The sequence below is a fragment of the Cryobacterium sp. TmT2-59 genome (assembly GCF_004403545.1).
Lineage (GTDB): Bacteria > Actinomycetota > Actinomycetes > Actinomycetales > Microbacteriaceae > Cryobacterium > Cryobacterium shii.
Map to the genome: position 1 here is coordinate 40,746 of NZ_SOGM01000049.1, position 15,246 is coordinate 55,991.

General features: G+C 70.0%; 18 protein-coding genes. 10 read left to right on the forward strand and 8 right to left on the reverse strand.

The window, feature by feature from the left end; genetic code table 11:
• Positions 1-41: 41 nt before the first annotated feature.
• Positions 42-848 carry a ParA family protein gene (locus tag E3T24_RS08195; protein WP_134367518.1) on the forward strand — a complete coding sequence of 269 codons (807 nt, stop codon included), beginning with the start codon at positions 42-44 and terminating at the stop codon, positions 846-848.
• A gap of 90 nt (positions 849-938) precedes the next feature.
• Here the strand turns inward: E3T24_RS08195 and E3T24_RS08200 are convergent, their stop codons facing one another.
• The 5 genes from E3T24_RS08200 to E3T24_RS08220 form a co-directional block, all read right to left on the reverse strand.
• Positions 939-1,490, reverse strand: coding sequence for a MerR family transcriptional regulator (locus tag E3T24_RS08200; protein WP_134367447.1), 552 nt, complete (start codon positions 1,488-1,490; stop codon positions 939-941).
• 141 nt (positions 1,491-1,631) lie between these two features.
• A complete protein-coding gene (locus E3T24_RS08205; RefSeq protein WP_134367449.1) occupies positions 1,632-2,330 on the reverse strand; it encodes a MerR family transcriptional regulator in 699 nt (232 codons plus the stop codon).
• Complete coding sequence (locus E3T24_RS08210) at positions 2,330-2,743, reverse strand: FHA domain-containing protein (RefSeq protein WP_134367520.1); 414 nt, start codon at positions 2,741-2,743, stop codon at positions 2,330-2,332. Before E3T24_RS08210 ends, E3T24_RS08205 begins: the two co-directional genes overlap by 1 nt.
• Positions 2,744-2,828: 85 nt before the next feature.
• Positions 2,829-3,446, reverse strand: coding sequence for a CDP-alcohol phosphatidyltransferase family protein (locus E3T24_RS08215; RefSeq protein WP_255572881.1), 618 nt, complete (start codon positions 3,444-3,446; stop codon positions 2,829-2,831).
• 47 nt (positions 3,447-3,493) lie between these two features.
• Entirely contained in the window at positions 3,494-4,354 is an 861-nt protein-coding gene (locus E3T24_RS08220) for a Ku protein (protein WP_134367451.1), read from the reverse strand.
• 82 nt (positions 4,355-4,436) lie between these two features.
• Here E3T24_RS08220 and E3T24_RS08225 point away from each other — a divergent pair, with 82 nt between their 5' ends.
• Positions 4,437-6,905 (forward strand): ATP-dependent DNA ligase, encoded by a 2,469-nt coding sequence (locus E3T24_RS08225; protein ID WP_134406078.1) that lies wholly within the window; start codon positions 4,437-4,439, stop codon positions 6,903-6,905.
• 6 nt (positions 6,906-6,911) lie between these two features.
• Here E3T24_RS08225 and E3T24_RS08230 read toward each other — a convergent pair whose 3' ends face one another.
• Both E3T24_RS08230 and E3T24_RS08235 read right to left on the reverse strand, forming a co-directional pair.
• On the reverse strand, positions 6,912-7,361 hold the full coding sequence (locus E3T24_RS08230) for an NUDIX hydrolase (protein ID WP_134367455.1): 450 nt from the start codon (positions 7,359-7,361) through the stop codon (positions 6,912-6,914).
• 132 nt (positions 7,362-7,493) lie between these two features.
• The gene (locus tag E3T24_RS08235; protein WP_134367456.1) at positions 7,494-8,021 is read right to left on the reverse strand and encodes an adenine phosphoribosyltransferase; all 528 of its coding nucleotides are present in this window, start codon (positions 8,019-8,021) and stop codon (positions 7,494-7,496) included.
• Positions 8,022-8,204: 183 nt separating this feature from the next.
• Here E3T24_RS08235 and idi point away from each other — a divergent pair, with 183 nt between their 5' ends.
• The 8 genes from idi to E3T24_RS08275 are packed head-to-tail and all read left to right on the forward strand — an operon-like array spanning position 8,205 to position 14,269.
• Positions 8,205-8,714 (forward strand): isopentenyl-diphosphate Delta-isomerase, encoded by a 510-nt coding sequence (idi, locus tag E3T24_RS08240; RefSeq protein ID WP_241978655.1) that lies wholly within the window; start codon positions 8,205-8,207, stop codon positions 8,712-8,714.
• Entirely contained in the window at positions 8,707-9,750 is a 1,044-nt protein-coding gene (locus tag E3T24_RS08245) for a polyprenyl synthetase family protein (protein WP_134402437.1), read from the forward strand. The genes idi and E3T24_RS08245 overlap by 8 nt, the downstream gene beginning before the upstream one ends.
• A complete protein-coding gene (locus E3T24_RS08250; protein ID WP_134367462.1) occupies positions 9,747-10,640 on the forward strand; it encodes a squalene/phytoene synthase family protein in 894 nt (297 codons plus the stop codon). Before E3T24_RS08245 ends, E3T24_RS08250 begins: the two co-directional genes overlap by 4 nt.
• The gene (gene crtI, locus E3T24_RS08255) at positions 10,637-12,268 is read left to right on the forward strand and encodes a phytoene desaturase family protein (protein ID WP_134434505.1); all 1,632 of its coding nucleotides are present in this window, start codon (positions 10,637-10,639) and stop codon (positions 12,266-12,268) included. The genes E3T24_RS08250 and crtI overlap by 4 nt, the downstream gene beginning before the upstream one ends.
• Positions 12,269-12,270: 2 nt before the next feature.
• A complete protein-coding gene (locus E3T24_RS08260; protein WP_134367466.1) occupies positions 12,271-12,630 on the forward strand; it encodes a lycopene cyclase domain-containing protein in 360 nt (119 codons plus the stop codon).
• Positions 12,627-12,947 (forward strand): lycopene cyclase domain-containing protein, encoded by a 321-nt coding sequence (locus tag E3T24_RS08265; RefSeq protein WP_134367468.1) that lies wholly within the window; start codon positions 12,627-12,629, stop codon positions 12,945-12,947. Before E3T24_RS08260 ends, E3T24_RS08265 begins: the two co-directional genes overlap by 4 nt.
• The gene (locus E3T24_RS08270) at positions 12,940-13,842 is read left to right on the forward strand and encodes a prenyltransferase (protein ID WP_134367470.1); all 903 of its coding nucleotides are present in this window, start codon (positions 12,940-12,942) and stop codon (positions 13,840-13,842) included. Before E3T24_RS08265 ends, E3T24_RS08270 begins: the two co-directional genes overlap by 8 nt.
• Before the next feature lie 22 nt (positions 13,843-13,864).
• Positions 13,865-14,269 carry an RNA-binding S4 domain-containing protein gene (locus E3T24_RS08275; RefSeq protein WP_134367472.1) on the forward strand — a complete coding sequence of 135 codons (405 nt, stop codon included), beginning with the start codon at positions 13,865-13,867 and terminating at the stop codon, positions 14,267-14,269.
• Between the two features lie 19 nt (positions 14,270-14,288).
• Here E3T24_RS08275 and E3T24_RS17325 read toward each other — a convergent pair.
• Positions 14,289-15,246 (reverse strand): NAD(P)/FAD-dependent oxidoreductase (locus E3T24_RS17325; protein ID WP_166789191.1); only part of this gene is annotated, 958 nt, incomplete at its 5' end.

The following is a 15,246-nucleotide window of genomic DNA, read 5'->3' on the forward strand; positions in this document are numbered from 1 at the left end:
GGTTAGGTTCTCCAAGACTAGTGAAGGTAACGTATCTACTTGTGCACGTACTAAGCGTTAGCTCCCTCAAGGGAGGAGTAGGCAAGACCACAGTGACCCTGGGTCTGGCGTCTGCTGCCTTCGCCCGCGGCGTGCGAACCCTGGTTGTGGACATTGATCCACAGTCGGATGTGTCGACGGGGATGGATATCGAGGTCGCCGGCCACCTCAACATCGCCGATGTGCTCGCCTCTCCCAAGGAAAAGGTCGTTCGCGCGGCCATCGTTCCCAGCGGGTGGACCCGCGGCCGGCCCGGCACCGTCGACGTGATGATCGGCAGCCCGTCCGCCATCAACTTCGACGGCCCGCACCCCAGCATCCGGGACATCTGGAAGCTCGAGGAGGCTCTCTCCACGGTCGAGAAGGACTACGACCTGGTGCTGATCGACTGCGCCCCGTCCCTGAACGCGCTCACGCGCACGGCGTGGGCAGCGAGTGACCGGGTGGCCGTAGTGACAGAACCCGGCCTCTTTTCCGTTGCCGCCGCCGACCGCGCCCTGCGCGCGATCGAGGAGATCCGGCGCGGACTCAGCCCCAGACTCCAGCCGCTCGGCATCATCGTCAACCGGGCCCGAGTCGCCTCCCTCGAACACCAGTTCCGGATCAAGGAGCTGCGGGACATGTTCGGTCCGCTCGTGCTCAGCCCCCAGCTTCCCGAGCGCACCTCCCTGCAGCAGGCTCAGGGCGCGGCGAAGCCGCTGCACACGTGGCCCGGAGACAGCGCCCAGGAGATGGCGCGCTACTTCGACCAGCTGCTGGAGCGGATTCTGCGCACGGCCCGCATCGCCGAGTACGCGGAGCAGCGCTGACCTGAGCGCGCCCTGTCTTGAGGACGGCGCCCGAGCGGGCACCGGCCTGGCGTGAGCCGGCCGGGTGGTCTCAGCTGGTCTCGGCTGTTCTCAAGAGACCTTGCGGCTGCCACGGCGGACGGCGAGTTCGTCCGCGGGGTCGACCGCCTGGGTGTCCAGCTCGACGAGGGTCGTCTCGACCTCGCGGAGCACCTTGCCGACGGCGATGCCGAAGACGCCCTGGCCGCGGCTGACCAGGTCGATGACCTCGTCGTTGGACGTGCACAGGTAGACGCTGGCCCCGTCGCTCATGAGCGTCGTCTGGGCCAGGTCGCTGACGCCGGATTCGCGCAGCTGGTTCACGGCGGTGCGAATCTGCTGGAGGGAGATTCCGGTGTCGAGCAGTCGTTTGACCAGCTTCAGAACCAGGATGTCGCGGAATCCGTAGAGACGTTGGGTGCCGGACCCGGCAGCGCCGCGCACGGTGGGCTGGACCAGTTCGGTGCGGGCCCAGTAGTCCAGTTGGCGGTAACTGATCCCGGCGGCCCGAGCCGCCACAGCGCCGCGGTAACCCGATTTGTCGTCGAGCTCCGGCATCCCGTCGGTGAAGAGCAGACCCTCGCTGTAGCGAGAGCCCTCGTCACGCTGATGGAGCTCGCTCATACGTTTTGCCTCTCGGGGTGGGACTGCGACGCAGATGATCGCTGGATCAACGCTACCGAGGTGGGCGGCCCTGATCAACGACATCCGGTCGAACACTTTGCGTGTCGGGCCGAAAAGGTCGGGTCAGGCCCAGTGTAGGACTTACTTGGTCAGTCGGCCCAGGGCGGAGCGTATCAGGCTGCCGCGAATCACCTCGAGCTGTCCGGCGATTTCCACCGCCATCTCGGCGGCCTTGGCGCGGCTGGAGGCGTCCTTGCGACGGGACAGCGGAACGAGGGCGCTCTCGATCAGGCCGAGTTCGCGTTCGGCCGCCCCGCGGAAACTGCGGAGGTGGCGAGGCTCGATGCCGCTGCGTTGCAGTTCCACCAGGGCGCGGAGCACACTCAGTGCATCGTCGCCGTAGACGTCGGCCGGCAGGATGATCGACGCTGACACGGCGTCGTGGAGCAGGGAGGCGGAGGCCCCGGCCTCGCGAGCGAGCTCGTCCCGGCTGAGCCGGCGCGCCGTGGTCAGCATCGAGGGGCCCGGCGTCACCCCGCCGGGGAGGACCGGCGACAGCCCGGCATCGAGATCGTCGAGGTAGGCGCGGATGACCTTCAACGGGAGGTAGTGGTCCCGTTGCATGGAGAGCACCAGGCGGAGGCGATCCAGGTCGCCCGCGCAGAACTTGCGATACCCGGATTCGGTGCGGGCAGGCGAAACCAGCCGCTGTTCCTCGAGGAACCGCAGCTTCGACGGAGTCAGGTCCGGGAATTCCGGCGTCAGCCGGGCCAGCACCTGTCCGATGCTCAAGAGTGACGTCGCGCCCGGCGCTCTGGCCTGGGCGGAGGACGCCGACACTAGTCGCTCGCCAGGAGCTTGAGGTCGTGCCGGGAGGCGTAGAAGGTGAGGCGGAATTTGCCGACCTGGACTTCGGCTCCGTCGTGGAGCAGCGCGGAGTCGATCCGCACGCCGTCGAAGTAGGTGCCGTTGAGGGAGACGAGGTCCTTGACCTCGAAGGCGGTTCCGTGCCGCAGGAATTCCGCATGCCGCCGCGAGACGGTGACGTCGTCGAGGAAGATGTCCGCGTTGGGGTGGCGACCGACCGTCGTCACGTCCGCGTCCAGCAGGAAACGCGCGCCGGCGTTGGGACCCCGACGCACCACGAGCAGGGCGGACCCTGAGGGCAGAGCCGCGATGGCTTCCTGCTCCTCGGCCGTCACTACGCCGTCGATCGCGGCCAACTGCGCCGCGAACTCCTGCCCGAAGGTCATGGTCGTGTCGGTGTTGGCAAAGTTTTGCGGCGCAGCCTTGCGCTGGGGTTCATTCGTCTTTTTGGAATCAATCACCGTACACCTCCTAGTCCTCCAGCGTATCGGATCGGAGGGCCGGATTTACCCGCGGAAGGCGAATCACCCTGGCCGTCTCGATTGCGTAGATAATGCCCGCCCACCAGTAAAGAAAAGCTCCCCACAGCCCGAAGGCCCAGCCCACGGGCATCGACCACCAGGCCACCGCCGGGAAGGCCTCGCCCAGCATGATCATGGGCAGGGCGTAGAAGAGGCAGAACGTGGCCACTTTGCCGAGCAGGTGCACCGGGAGGGGCCCGAACCCGAAGTTCGCCAGGATCACGCCGAGCCCGAGCAGGAAGATGTCCCGCCCCACCACGACCAGCACGATCCACCACGGCACGAGGTCGCGCGAGGCCAGCCCGAGCAGCGCGGCGAAGATGTACAACCGGTCGGCCGCGGGGTCGAGCAGTTGTCCCAGTCGGGTGATCTGACTGAACCGCCTGGCCAGGAAACCGTCGAGGAAATCGGTGAAGCTGGCGACGGCCAGGACGAGGAGAGCCCAGGCATCCTCACCTTGGATCAGCAGGACCAGGAAGACCGGCACCAGGGCCAGTCGGAGCATGCTGAGCAGATTGGGCAGCGTGATGACCTTCGTACTGACGTTGGTTCCCTCTGACCCGGCCACGATCCCGAGTCTACCGAGGCACCGCCGGATCGGTCTGCGCCATCCCGTCAGCCGACCGACCCGCGTTTTTGGGCCCGTCCGTGTTCCGGCTTCTTCTGCTCCGAACCACGGTCCTGCTGCCCGCTGCGGCTCCGCTCCACGCTGCGGCGCAGGGCCTCCATCAGATCGAGGACCTCTCCCCCGCCCTCCTCGCCGGTCGGACGGCCGAGGGTGGCCTCGGTGTCCACCGCGTCCCCGGCCGCGAGTTTCGCGTCGAGGAGTTCCCGCAGCTGGTCCTGGTAGTCATCCCGGAAATCCTCCGGGGAGAAGTCGGAGGCGAACGATTCCACGAGGGCGGCCGAGAGCTCGAGTTCCTGGGCCGAGATGCGCACCGGCTCGTCGAGGGCGGGAAAGCGGGCGTCCCTCACCTCGTCGCTCCAGAGCAGTGATTGCAGCAGCAGGACGTCATCGCGCACCCGGAGCGCCCCGAGGCGCGTCTTCTGGCGCAGCGCGAACCGCGTGATCGCGGTGCGATCCGTGGCCTCGAGCGCCCGGCGCAGCAGCACGTACGCCTTGGCCGACGACCCGTCCGGTTCGAGGTAGTAGCTGCGCTCGAACATGATCGGGTCGAGCTGTTCGCTGGGCACGAATTCGACCACCTCGATCTCGTGGCTTCGCTCGGCCGGCAGCCGGCTCAGGTCCTCATCCGAGATGATCACCGTCCTGTCGCCGCTGTCCCAGGCCTTGCCGATATGGGCGTAGTCGACCACGCGGCCGCACTTCTCACACCGCCGCTGGTACCGGATGCGCCCGCCGTCCGCGTCGTGCACCTGGTGCAGCGCCACGTCGTGGTCTTCGGTCGCGCTGTACACCTTGACGGGCACATTGACGAGTCCGAAGGTGATCGCGCCTTTCCAGAACGATCTCATTCCCTCAGTAGACACCGGTCACGGGCCCGGGGCTAGCCTGCACGGCCTAGCGGCGCCGGGGACCGGAGAGCATGCTGACCTCATGAGCGAGGTGCCGGAACACGGGGGTTCGAGGCAGGTCGTGATGGTCGGGGGGCGCCGGATCACGCTCACCCACCTCGACAAGGTGCTGTACCCGGAGACGGGCACGACCAAAGCGGATGTGCTCGGCTACTACGCCGCCGTGGCCGACGTGCTGATCCCGCACGCCGCCAACCGGCCCGCCACCCGCAAGCGGTGGGTGCACGGCGTCGGGACCGCGGAGGGACCGGGCCACGTCTTCTTCCAGAAAAACCTCGACAGTTCCACCCCGGATTGGGTCAGGCGCGGCCGGCTGCAGCACACTCACCACGTGAACGAGTACCCGCTGGTGAACGACCTGGCCACGCTGACCTGGCTGGGCCAGATCTCCGCCCTCGAGATCCACGTGCCGCAGTGGCAGTTCGGGCCGGACGGCAGTCCGCGCAATCCCGACCGGCTCGTGCTCGACCTCGACCCGGGCGAGGGGGTGAGCCTGTCCGAGTGCGCGGAGGTCGCCCGCCTGGCCCGGGCGATCCTGCGGGACATGGGTCTCGACCCGCTGCCCGTTACCAGCGGAAGCAAGGGCATCCATCTGTATGCGGCCCTGGACCTGAGCCACACGTCCGAGCAGGTCTCGCAGGTCGCCCACGAACTGGCGCGGGCACTCGAGGCCGACCACCCGGACCAGGTGGTCAGCGATATGCAGAAGGCGAAGCGCCCTGGCCGGGTGTTCGTGGACTGGAGCCAGAACAACAGTTCCAAAACGACCATCACGCCGTATTCCCTGCGCGGGACGCTGCGCCCCATGGTCGCGATGCCCCGCACCTGGCGCGAGCTGGCCTCCCCCGGCCTCGCGCAGGTCGATTTTCGGCAGGCCATGCACCGGGTCGAGCGCGGGGGCGATCCGCTGGCCGGCCTGCTCACCGCGCACTCGGGTGGCGGGGACCCGGCCGGTGTCTCCGCCGTCGGCGGGCCGGGGGCGGATGCCCTGGCCGTCTACCGCAGCAAGCGAGACGCGTCCACGACCCCGGAGCCGATGCCGGCCGGCGTCGTGACGGCGGGCGACGGCCGGTCCTTCGTGATCCAGGAGCACCATGCCCGCAATCTGCACTACGACCTGCGCCTCGAGCACGAGGGGGTGCTGGCCTCCTGGGCCCTGCCGCGCGGCGTGCCGACTGATCCGGCGAAGAACCGGCTCGCCGTCAGGACGGAGGACCACCCGCTCGAATACGGCGCGTACGAGGGCGTCATCCCGGCAGGTGAGTACGGTGCCGGCACGGTCAGCATCTGGGACCGAGGCGCGTACGACCTGGAGAAATGGCGGGACGACGAGGTGATCGCCACCCTGAACGGCGAGCCGCGCGGAGGATTGAACGGATCGGCCCGGTTCGCGCTGATCCGCACCGGCGGCAAGAACTGGCTGATCCACCTGATGAAGCCCCGGCCCTCGTCCGGGTCGTATCCGCCGGCGCGTTCGGGGAGCGTCGGTTCCTCCGCCGGGGCCGACCGGCGCATCCGTTACCGGCCCATGCTCGCCACCCTCGGCTCGGTGACCGATCTGCCGGAGGACGACGCCTGGGCCTTCGAGATGAAGTGGGACGGGATCCGTGCCCTGGCCTATGTCCGGGCGGAGGACGATCCCGCCGCGGAGGTGCGCCTGCTGACCCGAAACGGCAACGACGTCACGCCGGCCTATCCGGAGCTGGTGGCGACGCTGCCCGGCGCCCTCCGGGCCGATTCGGCCGTGCTCGACGGGGAGATCGTCGCCCTCGACCGCGCCGGGCGGCCGGATTTCGGCCTGCTCCAGACCCGGATGGGCCTGACCGACCGACGCCAGATCGACGCCGCCGTCGCGGCGACGCCGGTGCGGTTCATGGCCTTCGATGTGCTCGAACGCGACGGGGAGCCGCTCCTGGACCGCACCTACGCCGTACGCCGGGCCGTCCTCGCGGACATCCTGGAGGTGACCGGCGCGGTGCAGGTTCCGCCGGCTTTCGACGGCGACTCCGCCGAGGCCATGCGATCCAGCCGGAACCTCGGTCTGGAGGGCGTGGTCGCCAAGACCCTCGACGGCCGCTACCAGGCCGGGCGCCGCTCCCGGTCGTGGATCAAGATCAGGCATCATCTCAGCCAGGAGGTCGTCATCGGCGGGTGGCGGCCCGGCAACGGCCGGCGGTCGGGCTCGGCGGGGTCTCTGCTGATGGGAATCCCGGATGGGGGCCGGCTTCGCTATATCGGCCGGGTGGGTACGGGCTTCCGGGACCGGGACCTGGACGACCTCCGGGCCCGGCTGGACCCCCTCGAAACGGCGGACGGCCCGTTCGCGGACGTGCCCGTCGCCGACGCCCGGGACGCCCGCTGGGTTCGTCCGGTGCTCGTCGGCGAGGTCGAGTTCGCGGACTGGACCGCGGCCGGCCGCCTCCGGCATCCGTCCTGGCGCGGGTGGCGCCCGGACAAAACGCCGGCGGACGTGGTCAGGGAAGCGCCGTAGCGCGGCTCAGGCGAGACGGGCGCGCAGGGCGGGCCAGCTGGCGGCGAATCCCGGATGCAGCGGAAGATCCCCGACCTGTTCGGTGGGGACCCAGCGGAGCGCAATGCTCTCCTGGTCGCTGATCACCGGGTCGAAGGGCTCCGTGGCCCGGACCACCACCGTGGTGTACGACCAGAACCCGAGGTCCAGGACCGAACTGAACTGCACCGTGACCAGGTCGGCCGGGACGCCGGCCTCTTCCCCGGCCTCGCGCAGCGCCGCCTCGAGGGCGGTCTCGTGTTCGTGCCGCGCTCCCCCGGGCAGCCCCCAGGTGTCCCCTTGATGGCTCCAGAGAGCGCGGTGTTGCAGCAGCACCCCCAGCTCGAGGTGGTGCACCAGCAGGCCGGCAGCGCCGAACAGCCCCCAGAACTTGCCGCCATCGGGCCCGTACACCCACCTGTCGCCGTTACTGCTCATGGCACAAGCATGGGGCACCCCGGCCGTGAAAACCCTTCGTGTTGCCCGGTGTCACCCGGTCGTCGGGCGACCGTGCCCGTTCCGGTCGAGAGTGCCCGGCACAGCGGCCACTCTCGACCGGAACGGGAACTACTAAAGGGCCACGATGGCGTGCACGGGGGCGTCGCCGAGGCGGGACCGGCCGACCAGGTCGGTCAGCTCGAGCACGACGCCGACCCCGGCCAGGTGGTAACCGGCCCGCTCGACCAGGCGCGAGGTGGCGGCGATGGTTCCGCCGGTGGCCAGGACGTCGTCGAGGACGAGCACACGCGAGCCGGCGGCCAGCTGGCCGATCTCGAGCTCGAGGCACGCCGATCCGTATTCCAGGTCGTACTCCTCGCTCAGCACCGAGCCGGGCAGTTTGCCGCCCTTGCGCACGGCGAGCACGGCGACATCCGCCGCGTAGCCGACGGCGGCGGCCAGCAGGAAGCCGCGAGCCTCAATGCCCGCGACGGCGTCGAACTGGCCGTCGAACCGGCCGGCCAGTTCGTCGATCAGGGACCGGAACGCCTTGGCGTCGGCGAACACCGGGTTGAGGTCGCGGAACAGGATGCCCGCTTGCGGGAAATCGGGGTACGAGGCGAGGAGGGCGTGCACATGGTCTGCTGCGGGGGTGTTCACCCCCTCAGTTTAAGCGTTCTCCGGCTCGCCCTGACCCGCCCCGCTAGTCCCCCGGATGACGCGTCCGCACGGTGCTGCGTGCTAGCCTCAGATTTAGCTAACAAAGTTAGACACTTTTTCCGGTATCTTTGCTGGAACGCCAGAAAGGGCAGCTATGCAGGGGTCGAAGTGCTAGAGGAACTCGTGGTTCTGCTGGATGAAGCGGGGCATGAAATCGGCACTGCCCCCAAGCTCATCGTGCACGACACGAACACGGCGTTGCACCTCGCGTTCTCCTGCCACGTGCTCAATCCGGCCGGCGACGTGCTCGTCACCCGGAGAGCCCTGGCCAAGAAGACCTGGCCGGGCGTCTGGACCAACTCCTTCTGCGGCCACCCTCTGCCCGACGAGCCGATGACGGAGGCCATCACGCGCCGTGCCCGCTTCGAACTCGGCCTCGAGGTCACGGACCTGGCCGTCACGCTGCCGGACTTCCGCTACCGGGCCGTCGACAGCAGCGGCATCGTCGAGAACGAGATCTGCCCGGTCTACCTGGCCCGCGCGGACGCCGACCCGGTTCCCAACCCCGACGAGGTGATGGAGTTCGCCTGGGTCGACCCTGCCACCCTTCAGCGTGCCGTGCGCGACGCCCCCTGGGCCTTCAGCCCCTGGCTCGGCCTGCAGCTGGCCGAACTGACGAGCTTCGATGCATGAAATCCAGACCGTCGGGGTGGAAACGGAACTGGGACGCTTCTTCGCGGCGGCACGCCTGCGGGCCAGTGACTACGGGGACCACTATGTCGCCCTCTGGGACTGCCTCGAGCGGGCCAGCACGGGCGGAAAACGGGTGCGCCCCGCCCTCGTGCTGGCCGCGTTCTCGGGCCTCGGCGGCACCGACCTCACCCTGGCAACCCCCGTCGCCGTGAGCTTCGAGCTGCTGCACACCGCATTCGTCATCCACGACGACGTGATCGACCGGGACCTGGCCCGACGCGGCGTGGCCAACATCGCCGGCACGTTCGCCGAGCGGGCGCTCGCCCACGGAGCCGAAGACCAGGCGGATGCCTGGGCGGCGACCGCCGCCATCCTGGCCGGCGACCTGGCCCTCAGCGAAGCGCACCGCGCCCTCGCCCTGCTTCCGGTGGAGCTCGAACTGCGCGGGCGACTGCTCGACCTTCTCGACCGGGCCGTGTTCGTGTCCGCTGCCGGGGAGCTGGCGGACGTGACCAACACCGCCTCGAAGCATCCCCTGTCGGTGGACCGGGTGGTGTCGACGCTGGAGCAGAAGACGGCCGTGTACTCCTTCGAAGCACCCCTGCAGGCCGGCGCGGTCCTCGCCGGCGCCTCGGCCGAAGCGATCGACGCCCTCGGTGCGTTTGGCCGGCTGATCGGGGTGGCCTTCCAGCTCACCGACGACATCCTCGGCGTGTTCGGGGACCCGGCGGTGACCGGCAAGAGCGTGCTCACCGATCTGCGTGAAGGCAAGCAGACGGCCCTGATCGCCCATGCGGGCACCACACCGGCCTGGACCGGCATCGCCCCCTTCATCGGAAAGGCAGACCTCACCGAGGCGGAGGCCGAGGCCGTTCGTGCCAGCATCCGGGACTGCGGCGCCCTGCAGTCGGCGACCGAGCTCGCCGCGGACCACGCCGACCGCGCCGCCCGGGCGCTGGACACCCCCGCCATCCCGGCGGCGCTCCGGGCGCTGCTCACCACCCTGGCCGGCACCGCAGTGAATCGCAGCCGATGATCCGGGACACCCCCGCCGAGCACACCGGCATCGCCAAGTACAACGCCGCCGCCCGGGCCAGTTCGGCCACGGTTATCGGCCATTACTCCACCTCGTTCGGCCTCGCGGCCCGGCTCCTGGAGCCGCGCGTGCGCAGCCAGGTGCGCACCATCTACGCCCTCGTTAGGATCGCCGACGAAATCGTGGACGGCGCCGCTAGTCAGGCCGGGGTCAGCGTGGGCGGCCAGCGGGAGCTGCTGGACGGGCTCGAACGGGAGACCGGCCGGGCCATCGAGACGGGCTTCAGCACCAATCTGGTCGTGCACGCCTTCGCCGCGACCGCCCGGGAGGCCGGGATCGGGACGAGCCTGACCGCGCCCTTCTTCGCCTCGATGCGCCGCGACCTCGACCCGTCGCCGTTCGATGCCGCCGGCGTGGCGGAGTACATCTACGGTTCGGCCGAGGTGATCGGGCTGATGTGCCTGCGCTGTTTCGTTCAGGACACCCCGCGCACGGCCGCCGAGCTCGAGGTGCTCGAGACCGGCGCCCGCAGCCTCGGCGCCGCGTTCCAGAAGGTCAATTTCCTGCGCGACCTGGCCGCCGATCGGGACGCCCTCGGACGCAACTACTTCCCCGGCGTGAACCTGCTCACCCTGACCGAGACACAGAAGAACGAGCTCCTCGACGATATGGACGCCGACCTCGACGCAGCCGCACGCGTGCTGCCCATGCTTCCGGTGGGGAGCCGCCGCGCGGTCGCCGCCGCACACCGCCTCTTCGCCCGCCTGTCGGCGAAGCTGCGCGTCACCCCCGCGCGAGCACTGATGAGCGCCCGGGTACGGGTGCCGGATCCGGAGAAAATCATGATTGCACTCGCCGCATCGTTCGGCCCGGGAGCGTGGAAGCGATGAGCAGCACGGCTGGACACGCCGCTGGGCACACCGTCGTCATCGGCGGCGGCATCGCCGGGCTGGCCAGCGCCGCCCTGCTGGCCAGGGACGGCCACCGGGTCACCCTGCTCGAGGCGCACGCGACCCTCGGCGGCCGGGCCGGCTCCTGGGAGGTGGACGGGTTCCGATTCGAAACCGGTCCGTCGTGGTACCTGATGCCGGAGGTGTTCGACCACTTCTACCGTCTGTTCGGCACGTCCTCCGCCGAACAGCTCGACCTGACCCGGCTGGACCCCGGCTACCGCGTGTTCTTCGAGAACACCCGCGAGCCGGTGGACATCGCGGCCGAGCGGGCCGACAACATCGCCCTGTTCGAAAGCCTGGAACCCGGCGCGGGTGCCGCCCTCGACCGCTACCTCGTTTCCGCCAAAGAGACGTACGACATGGCCGTCAAGCGCTTCCTGTACACGAGCTTCGCGAGCTTCCGGCCGCTGCTGGTTCCGGATGTCCTCCGCCGGCTCGGTCGGCTGGCGCGCCTGCTCCTGCAGCCGCTGGACCGGTTCGCCGCCGGCTATGTGAAGGACAACCGGCTGCGCCAGATCCTCGGCTACCCGGCCGTGTTCCTCGGCTCCTCCCCGGACCAGACCCCCTCGATGTACCACCTGATGAGTCACCTCGACATGGCCGACGGCGTGCTCTATCCCCAGGGCGGGTTCACACGGCTGATCGACAGCATCGCCGACATCGCCCGCGCCCAGGGCGTGACCGTGATCACCGGGGCGAGAGTCACGGCCATCCGCACCACCCCGGGCGCCGGGACCGCCGTCGCCGGCGTCAGCTACCGCACGGAGGACGGCACCCTGGTCACCCTCGACGCCGACACCGTCGTCTCGGCCGCCGACCTGCACCACACCGAAACCGAGCTGCTCCCGGCCGCCTCCCGGACCTACCCGGAGAGCTGGTGGCGCAAAAAGGTCTCCGGACCCGGCGCCGTGCTGGTGATGCTCGGGATCAGGGGCGACCTTCCCGAGCTGAAGCACCACACCCTCTTCTTCACCGAGGACTGGGCCGAGAACTTCGGCCGCATTTTCGGCAAGACGACCAGCGTGCCCTCGCCGGCCTCCTTCTACGCGTGCATGCCCAGCGCCACCGACCCGGGCGTCGCCCCCGAGGGGCACACGAACATGTTCCTGCTGGTGCCGATCCCCGCCGACCCGGGCCTCGGCCACGGCGGGATCAACGGCGCCGGTTCGCCGACGATCGAGAAGATCGCGGACGACACCATCCGTCAGCTCAGCGAGTGGGCCGGCATCCCCGACCTGTTCGATCGGATCGTGGTGCGCCGCACCGTGGGCCCAAGCGACTTCGCCGACGACCTGAATTCCTGGCGCGGCGGGGCCCTTGGCCCGGCGCACACCCTGCGTCAGAGCGCGTTCCTGCGCGGCTCCAACGCCTCCGCGAAGGTCGAGGGCCTGTTCTACGCCGGCGGCACCACCATTCCGGGTATCGGGCTTCCGATGTGCCTGATCAGCGCTGAGATCCTGCTCAAACGCATCAACGCGGACACGTCCACCGGACCGCTGCCGGAGCCGCTGCCCGACAAACCGATGCCGAACTCCGTGCGGCACGCCCGGCCGGAAGCCCGGTAGCGGTGCAGGTCGCCTACCTGCTGACCCTGCTGGCGAGCCTGGGCGCGATGGTGCTGCTCGACGCGCGCTTCCGGCTGTCCTTCTGGCAGAACCCGGTGCGGGCATCCGTGGTGCTCGGCGCGGGGGTGGCGTATTTCCTGCTCTGGGACCTTTTCGGGATCGGTCTGGGCATCTTCTATCGCGGCGAGACCGACCTGATGACGGGCCTGCAGCTGGCCCCGGAGCTGCCGGTGGAGGAACTCGTCTTCCTCACCTTCCTCTGCTACCTCACCCTGAACGCGGTGCAGGGCGCGCGCCTCCTCCTGGGGCGGCGGGGCGCCCGGCCGGCCCGCCCCGGCGTCGACGACGGGACACACGGATGACGTACCTGCTCCTGAACAGTGTCTTCCTCGTGCTCGCGGCGGCCGTGTACCTCGTGGCCGTTCGCCGCGGCGCGCTCTCCCGGCGCGGGATCGCCGCCACCCTGATAGCTCTGGCCGTCGTGATCGTGCTGACGGCCATTTTCGACAACATCATGATCGCGATCGGGCTGGTCGACTACGATCCGAACCGGATCTCCGGGCTGCGCATCGGTGTGGCCCCGATCGAAGACTTCGCCTATCCTGTGGGGGCAGCGCTCCTGCTGCCCGCGGTCTGGGCGCTGCTGGAAAGAAAACGAATGACTGAGACCGATGACTGAGACCCCCACCCCCACGCTGTGGAAGACCCGCCAGGTGTTGCTCTCGTCGCGGCCGCTGAGTTGGGTCAACACGGCCTACCCGTTCGCGGCCGCCTACATCGTGACCACGGGCCGGGTCGACGCCCTGCTCATCGTGGGAACGCTGTTCTTCCTGATTCCCTACAACCTGCTGATGTACGGCATCAACGACGTCTTCGACTACGAGTCCGACCTCCGCAACCCGCGCAAGGGCGGCGTCGAGGGCGCCATGCTCGACCCGGGCCTGCACCGGCTGGTGCTGGTCGCCGGGGTGGTGACCGCGGTTCCCGTGCTCGCGGCGATGCTCCTGCTGGCCGGCACGGGGCATCCGTTGTCCTGGCTCGTGCTCGCGATCAGCCTCTTCGCCGTCGCCGCCTATTCGGTGCCCGGCCTCCGGTTCAAGGAACGCCCGTTCATCGACTCGGCGACGTCGAGCACGCACTTCGTCAGCCCCGCGGTCTACGGCCTGGTCGTGGCCGGCGCCGTCTTCACGCCCGGGCTGGTGGCCCTGCTCCTCGCGTTCTTCCTCTGGGGCATGGCGAGCCACGCGTTCGGCGCGGTGCAGGACATCGTGCCGGACCGGGAAGGCGGGATCGCCTCGATCGCGACCGCACTCGGCGCGGCGCGCACCGTTCGCCTGGCGATCGCGTTCTGGGCCCTCGCCGGGCTGCTGATGCTCTTCACCGGCTGGCCCGGACTGCTCGGCGCGGTGCTCGCGCTGCCGTACATCGGTGCGGCCTGGCCGTTCCGCTCGGTCACGGACGAGCGCGCGGAGACCGCGAACGCGGGCTGGAAGCGGTTCCTCTGGCTCAACTTCCTGACCGGTTTCCTGGTCACGATGCTGCTCATCGCCTGGGTGATGCTCGGACCGTTCTAGCCGCCTGGCCTAGAGTCGAGGCATGGAACCTCTGGGCTCAGCCCGCGTCGACAGCTGGACCTGGGGCGTGCGGATGTTCAAGACCCGCTCCCAGGCCACCGCGGCCTGCCGGGCCGGTCACGTCAAGGTCAACGGCGAACGGGCCAAGTCGGCCCAGCCCGTGCGCGTGGGCGACGAGGTGCGGGTGCGCAGCAGCGGCTTCGACCGGGTGCTGGTGGTGGCGAAGATCGTCACCAAGCGCGTCGGCGCGCCGGTCGCGGCGGAGTGCTTCGTCGACATGACCCCGCCGCCCCCGCCCCGGGAGGAGGTGGCGCTGCTCCCGATGCGCGATCGCGGCGCCGGGCGCCCGACCAAGCGGGAACGCCGGGAGATCGACCGCCTCCGCGCACCCGAACAGCCGGCCCGGTACGAGACGGATGAGGACTGACCCCGAGCCGTGGCGCTGCTCAGGCGCGGGCGCTGTCGGGTGCCGTGCTGTCGGGCGCGAGCGACGGGAACGCGTCGAGGCCGAACTCGTGCCGCAGGACCAGGGTGGCCGCGTACCATCCGTTCATGCCGTGCACGGCGGGACCGGGCGGGGTCGACGCCGAGCAGAGGTAGAGGCCGGGGACCGGCGTCCGCCAGGGCCGGGATGACACCACCGGGCGTTTGACGAGCTGGCGGAGCGACACCACGCCGCCGAGGATGTCGCCGCCGACGAGGTTCGGGTCCTGCGCGGCCATCCCCCGGGCGGACCGGGCGGTGCTGGCCAGGATCGTGTCCCGGAATCCGGGCGCGAAGCGCTCGATCTGCAACACGATCGCCTCGGTCAGGTCCTCGTCCGAGCCGGGCGGCACGTGGGCGTAGGCCCACAGCACGTGGCAGCCCGCCGGCGCCCGCGTGGGATCGAGCACGCTGGGCTGGGTGACCAGCACGAACGGATGCTCCGCCGACCGCCCCCGGGCCACCTCGCGTTCGGCGCCGACCACCTCGGCCCGGGTGCCGCCGACGTGCACCGTGGGCGACCGGGCCACATCCGGATTCGTCCACGGGACCGGGCCGGAGAGGGCGAAGTCGACCTTCGCCACCCCGGCGCCGTAGCGGAAGCGCGCCAGTGCCCGGCGGTACCGATCGGGCAGGCGGGGGCCGGCGAACCGGGCGAGGAAGCCCGGCGACGTGTCGAGCAGGGTGACCCGGGCGGGCTCCAGGTCGGACGGGGAACGCACCTCGGTGTCCAGCCGCAGGCTGCCGCCGTGCGCGAGCAGATCGGCGACGAGCGCGTCGGCGATGGCCTGGGAACCGCCGACCGGGTACCCCCAGCCGCGGCCGTGGGCGTGCGCGGCGAGCAGCAGCCCCGCGCCCGCCGAGGCCGGGGACGGCTGCCGGCCGGGGGTGTGGGCGGCCACGCCGGCGAAGAGCGCCGCC

What these genes read in the sequence shown, in the direction of transcription:
- E3T24_RS08200 (WP_134367447.1), bottom strand. Translation starts at nt 1,490, where the DNA reads ATGAGCGAGCTCCATCAGCGTGACGAGGGCTCTCGCTACAGCGAGGGT.
- E3T24_RS08210 (WP_134367520.1), bottom strand. Translation starts at nt 2,743, where the DNA reads ATGACCTTCGGGCAGGAGTTCGCGGCGCAGTTGGCCGCGATCGACGGC.
- E3T24_RS08220 (WP_134367451.1), bottom strand. Translation starts at nt 4,354, where the DNA reads ATGAGATCGTTCTGGAAAGGCGCGATCACCTTCGGACTCGTCAATGTG.
- E3T24_RS08225 (WP_134406078.1), top strand. Translation starts at nt 4,437, where the DNA reads ATGAGCGAGGTGCCGGAACACGGGGGTTCGAGGCAGGTCGTGATGGTC.
- E3T24_RS08230 (WP_134367455.1), bottom strand. Translation starts at nt 7,361, where the DNA reads ATGAGCAGTAACGGCGACAGGTGGGTGTACGGGCCCGATGGCGGCAAG.
- E3T24_RS08245 (WP_134402437.1), top strand. Translation starts at nt 8,707, where the DNA reads ATGCATGAAATCCAGACCGTCGGGGTGGAAACGGAACTGGGACGCTTC.
- E3T24_RS08250 (WP_134367462.1), top strand. Translation starts at nt 9,747, where the DNA reads ATGATCCGGGACACCCCCGCCGAGCACACCGGCATCGCCAAGTACAAC.
- crtI (WP_134434505.1), top strand. Translation starts at nt 10,637, where the DNA reads ATGAGCAGCACGGCTGGACACGCCGCTGGGCACACCGTCGTCATCGGC.
- E3T24_RS08265 (WP_134367468.1), top strand. Translation starts at nt 12,627, where the DNA reads ATGACGTACCTGCTCCTGAACAGTGTCTTCCTCGTGCTCGCGGCGGCC.
- E3T24_RS08270 (WP_134367470.1), top strand. Translation starts at nt 12,940, where the DNA reads ATGACTGAGACCCCCACCCCCACGCTGTGGAAGACCCGCCAGGTGTTG.
- E3T24_RS08275 (WP_134367472.1), top strand. Translation starts at nt 13,865, where the DNA reads ATGGAACCTCTGGGCTCAGCCCGCGTCGACAGCTGGACCTGGGGCGTG.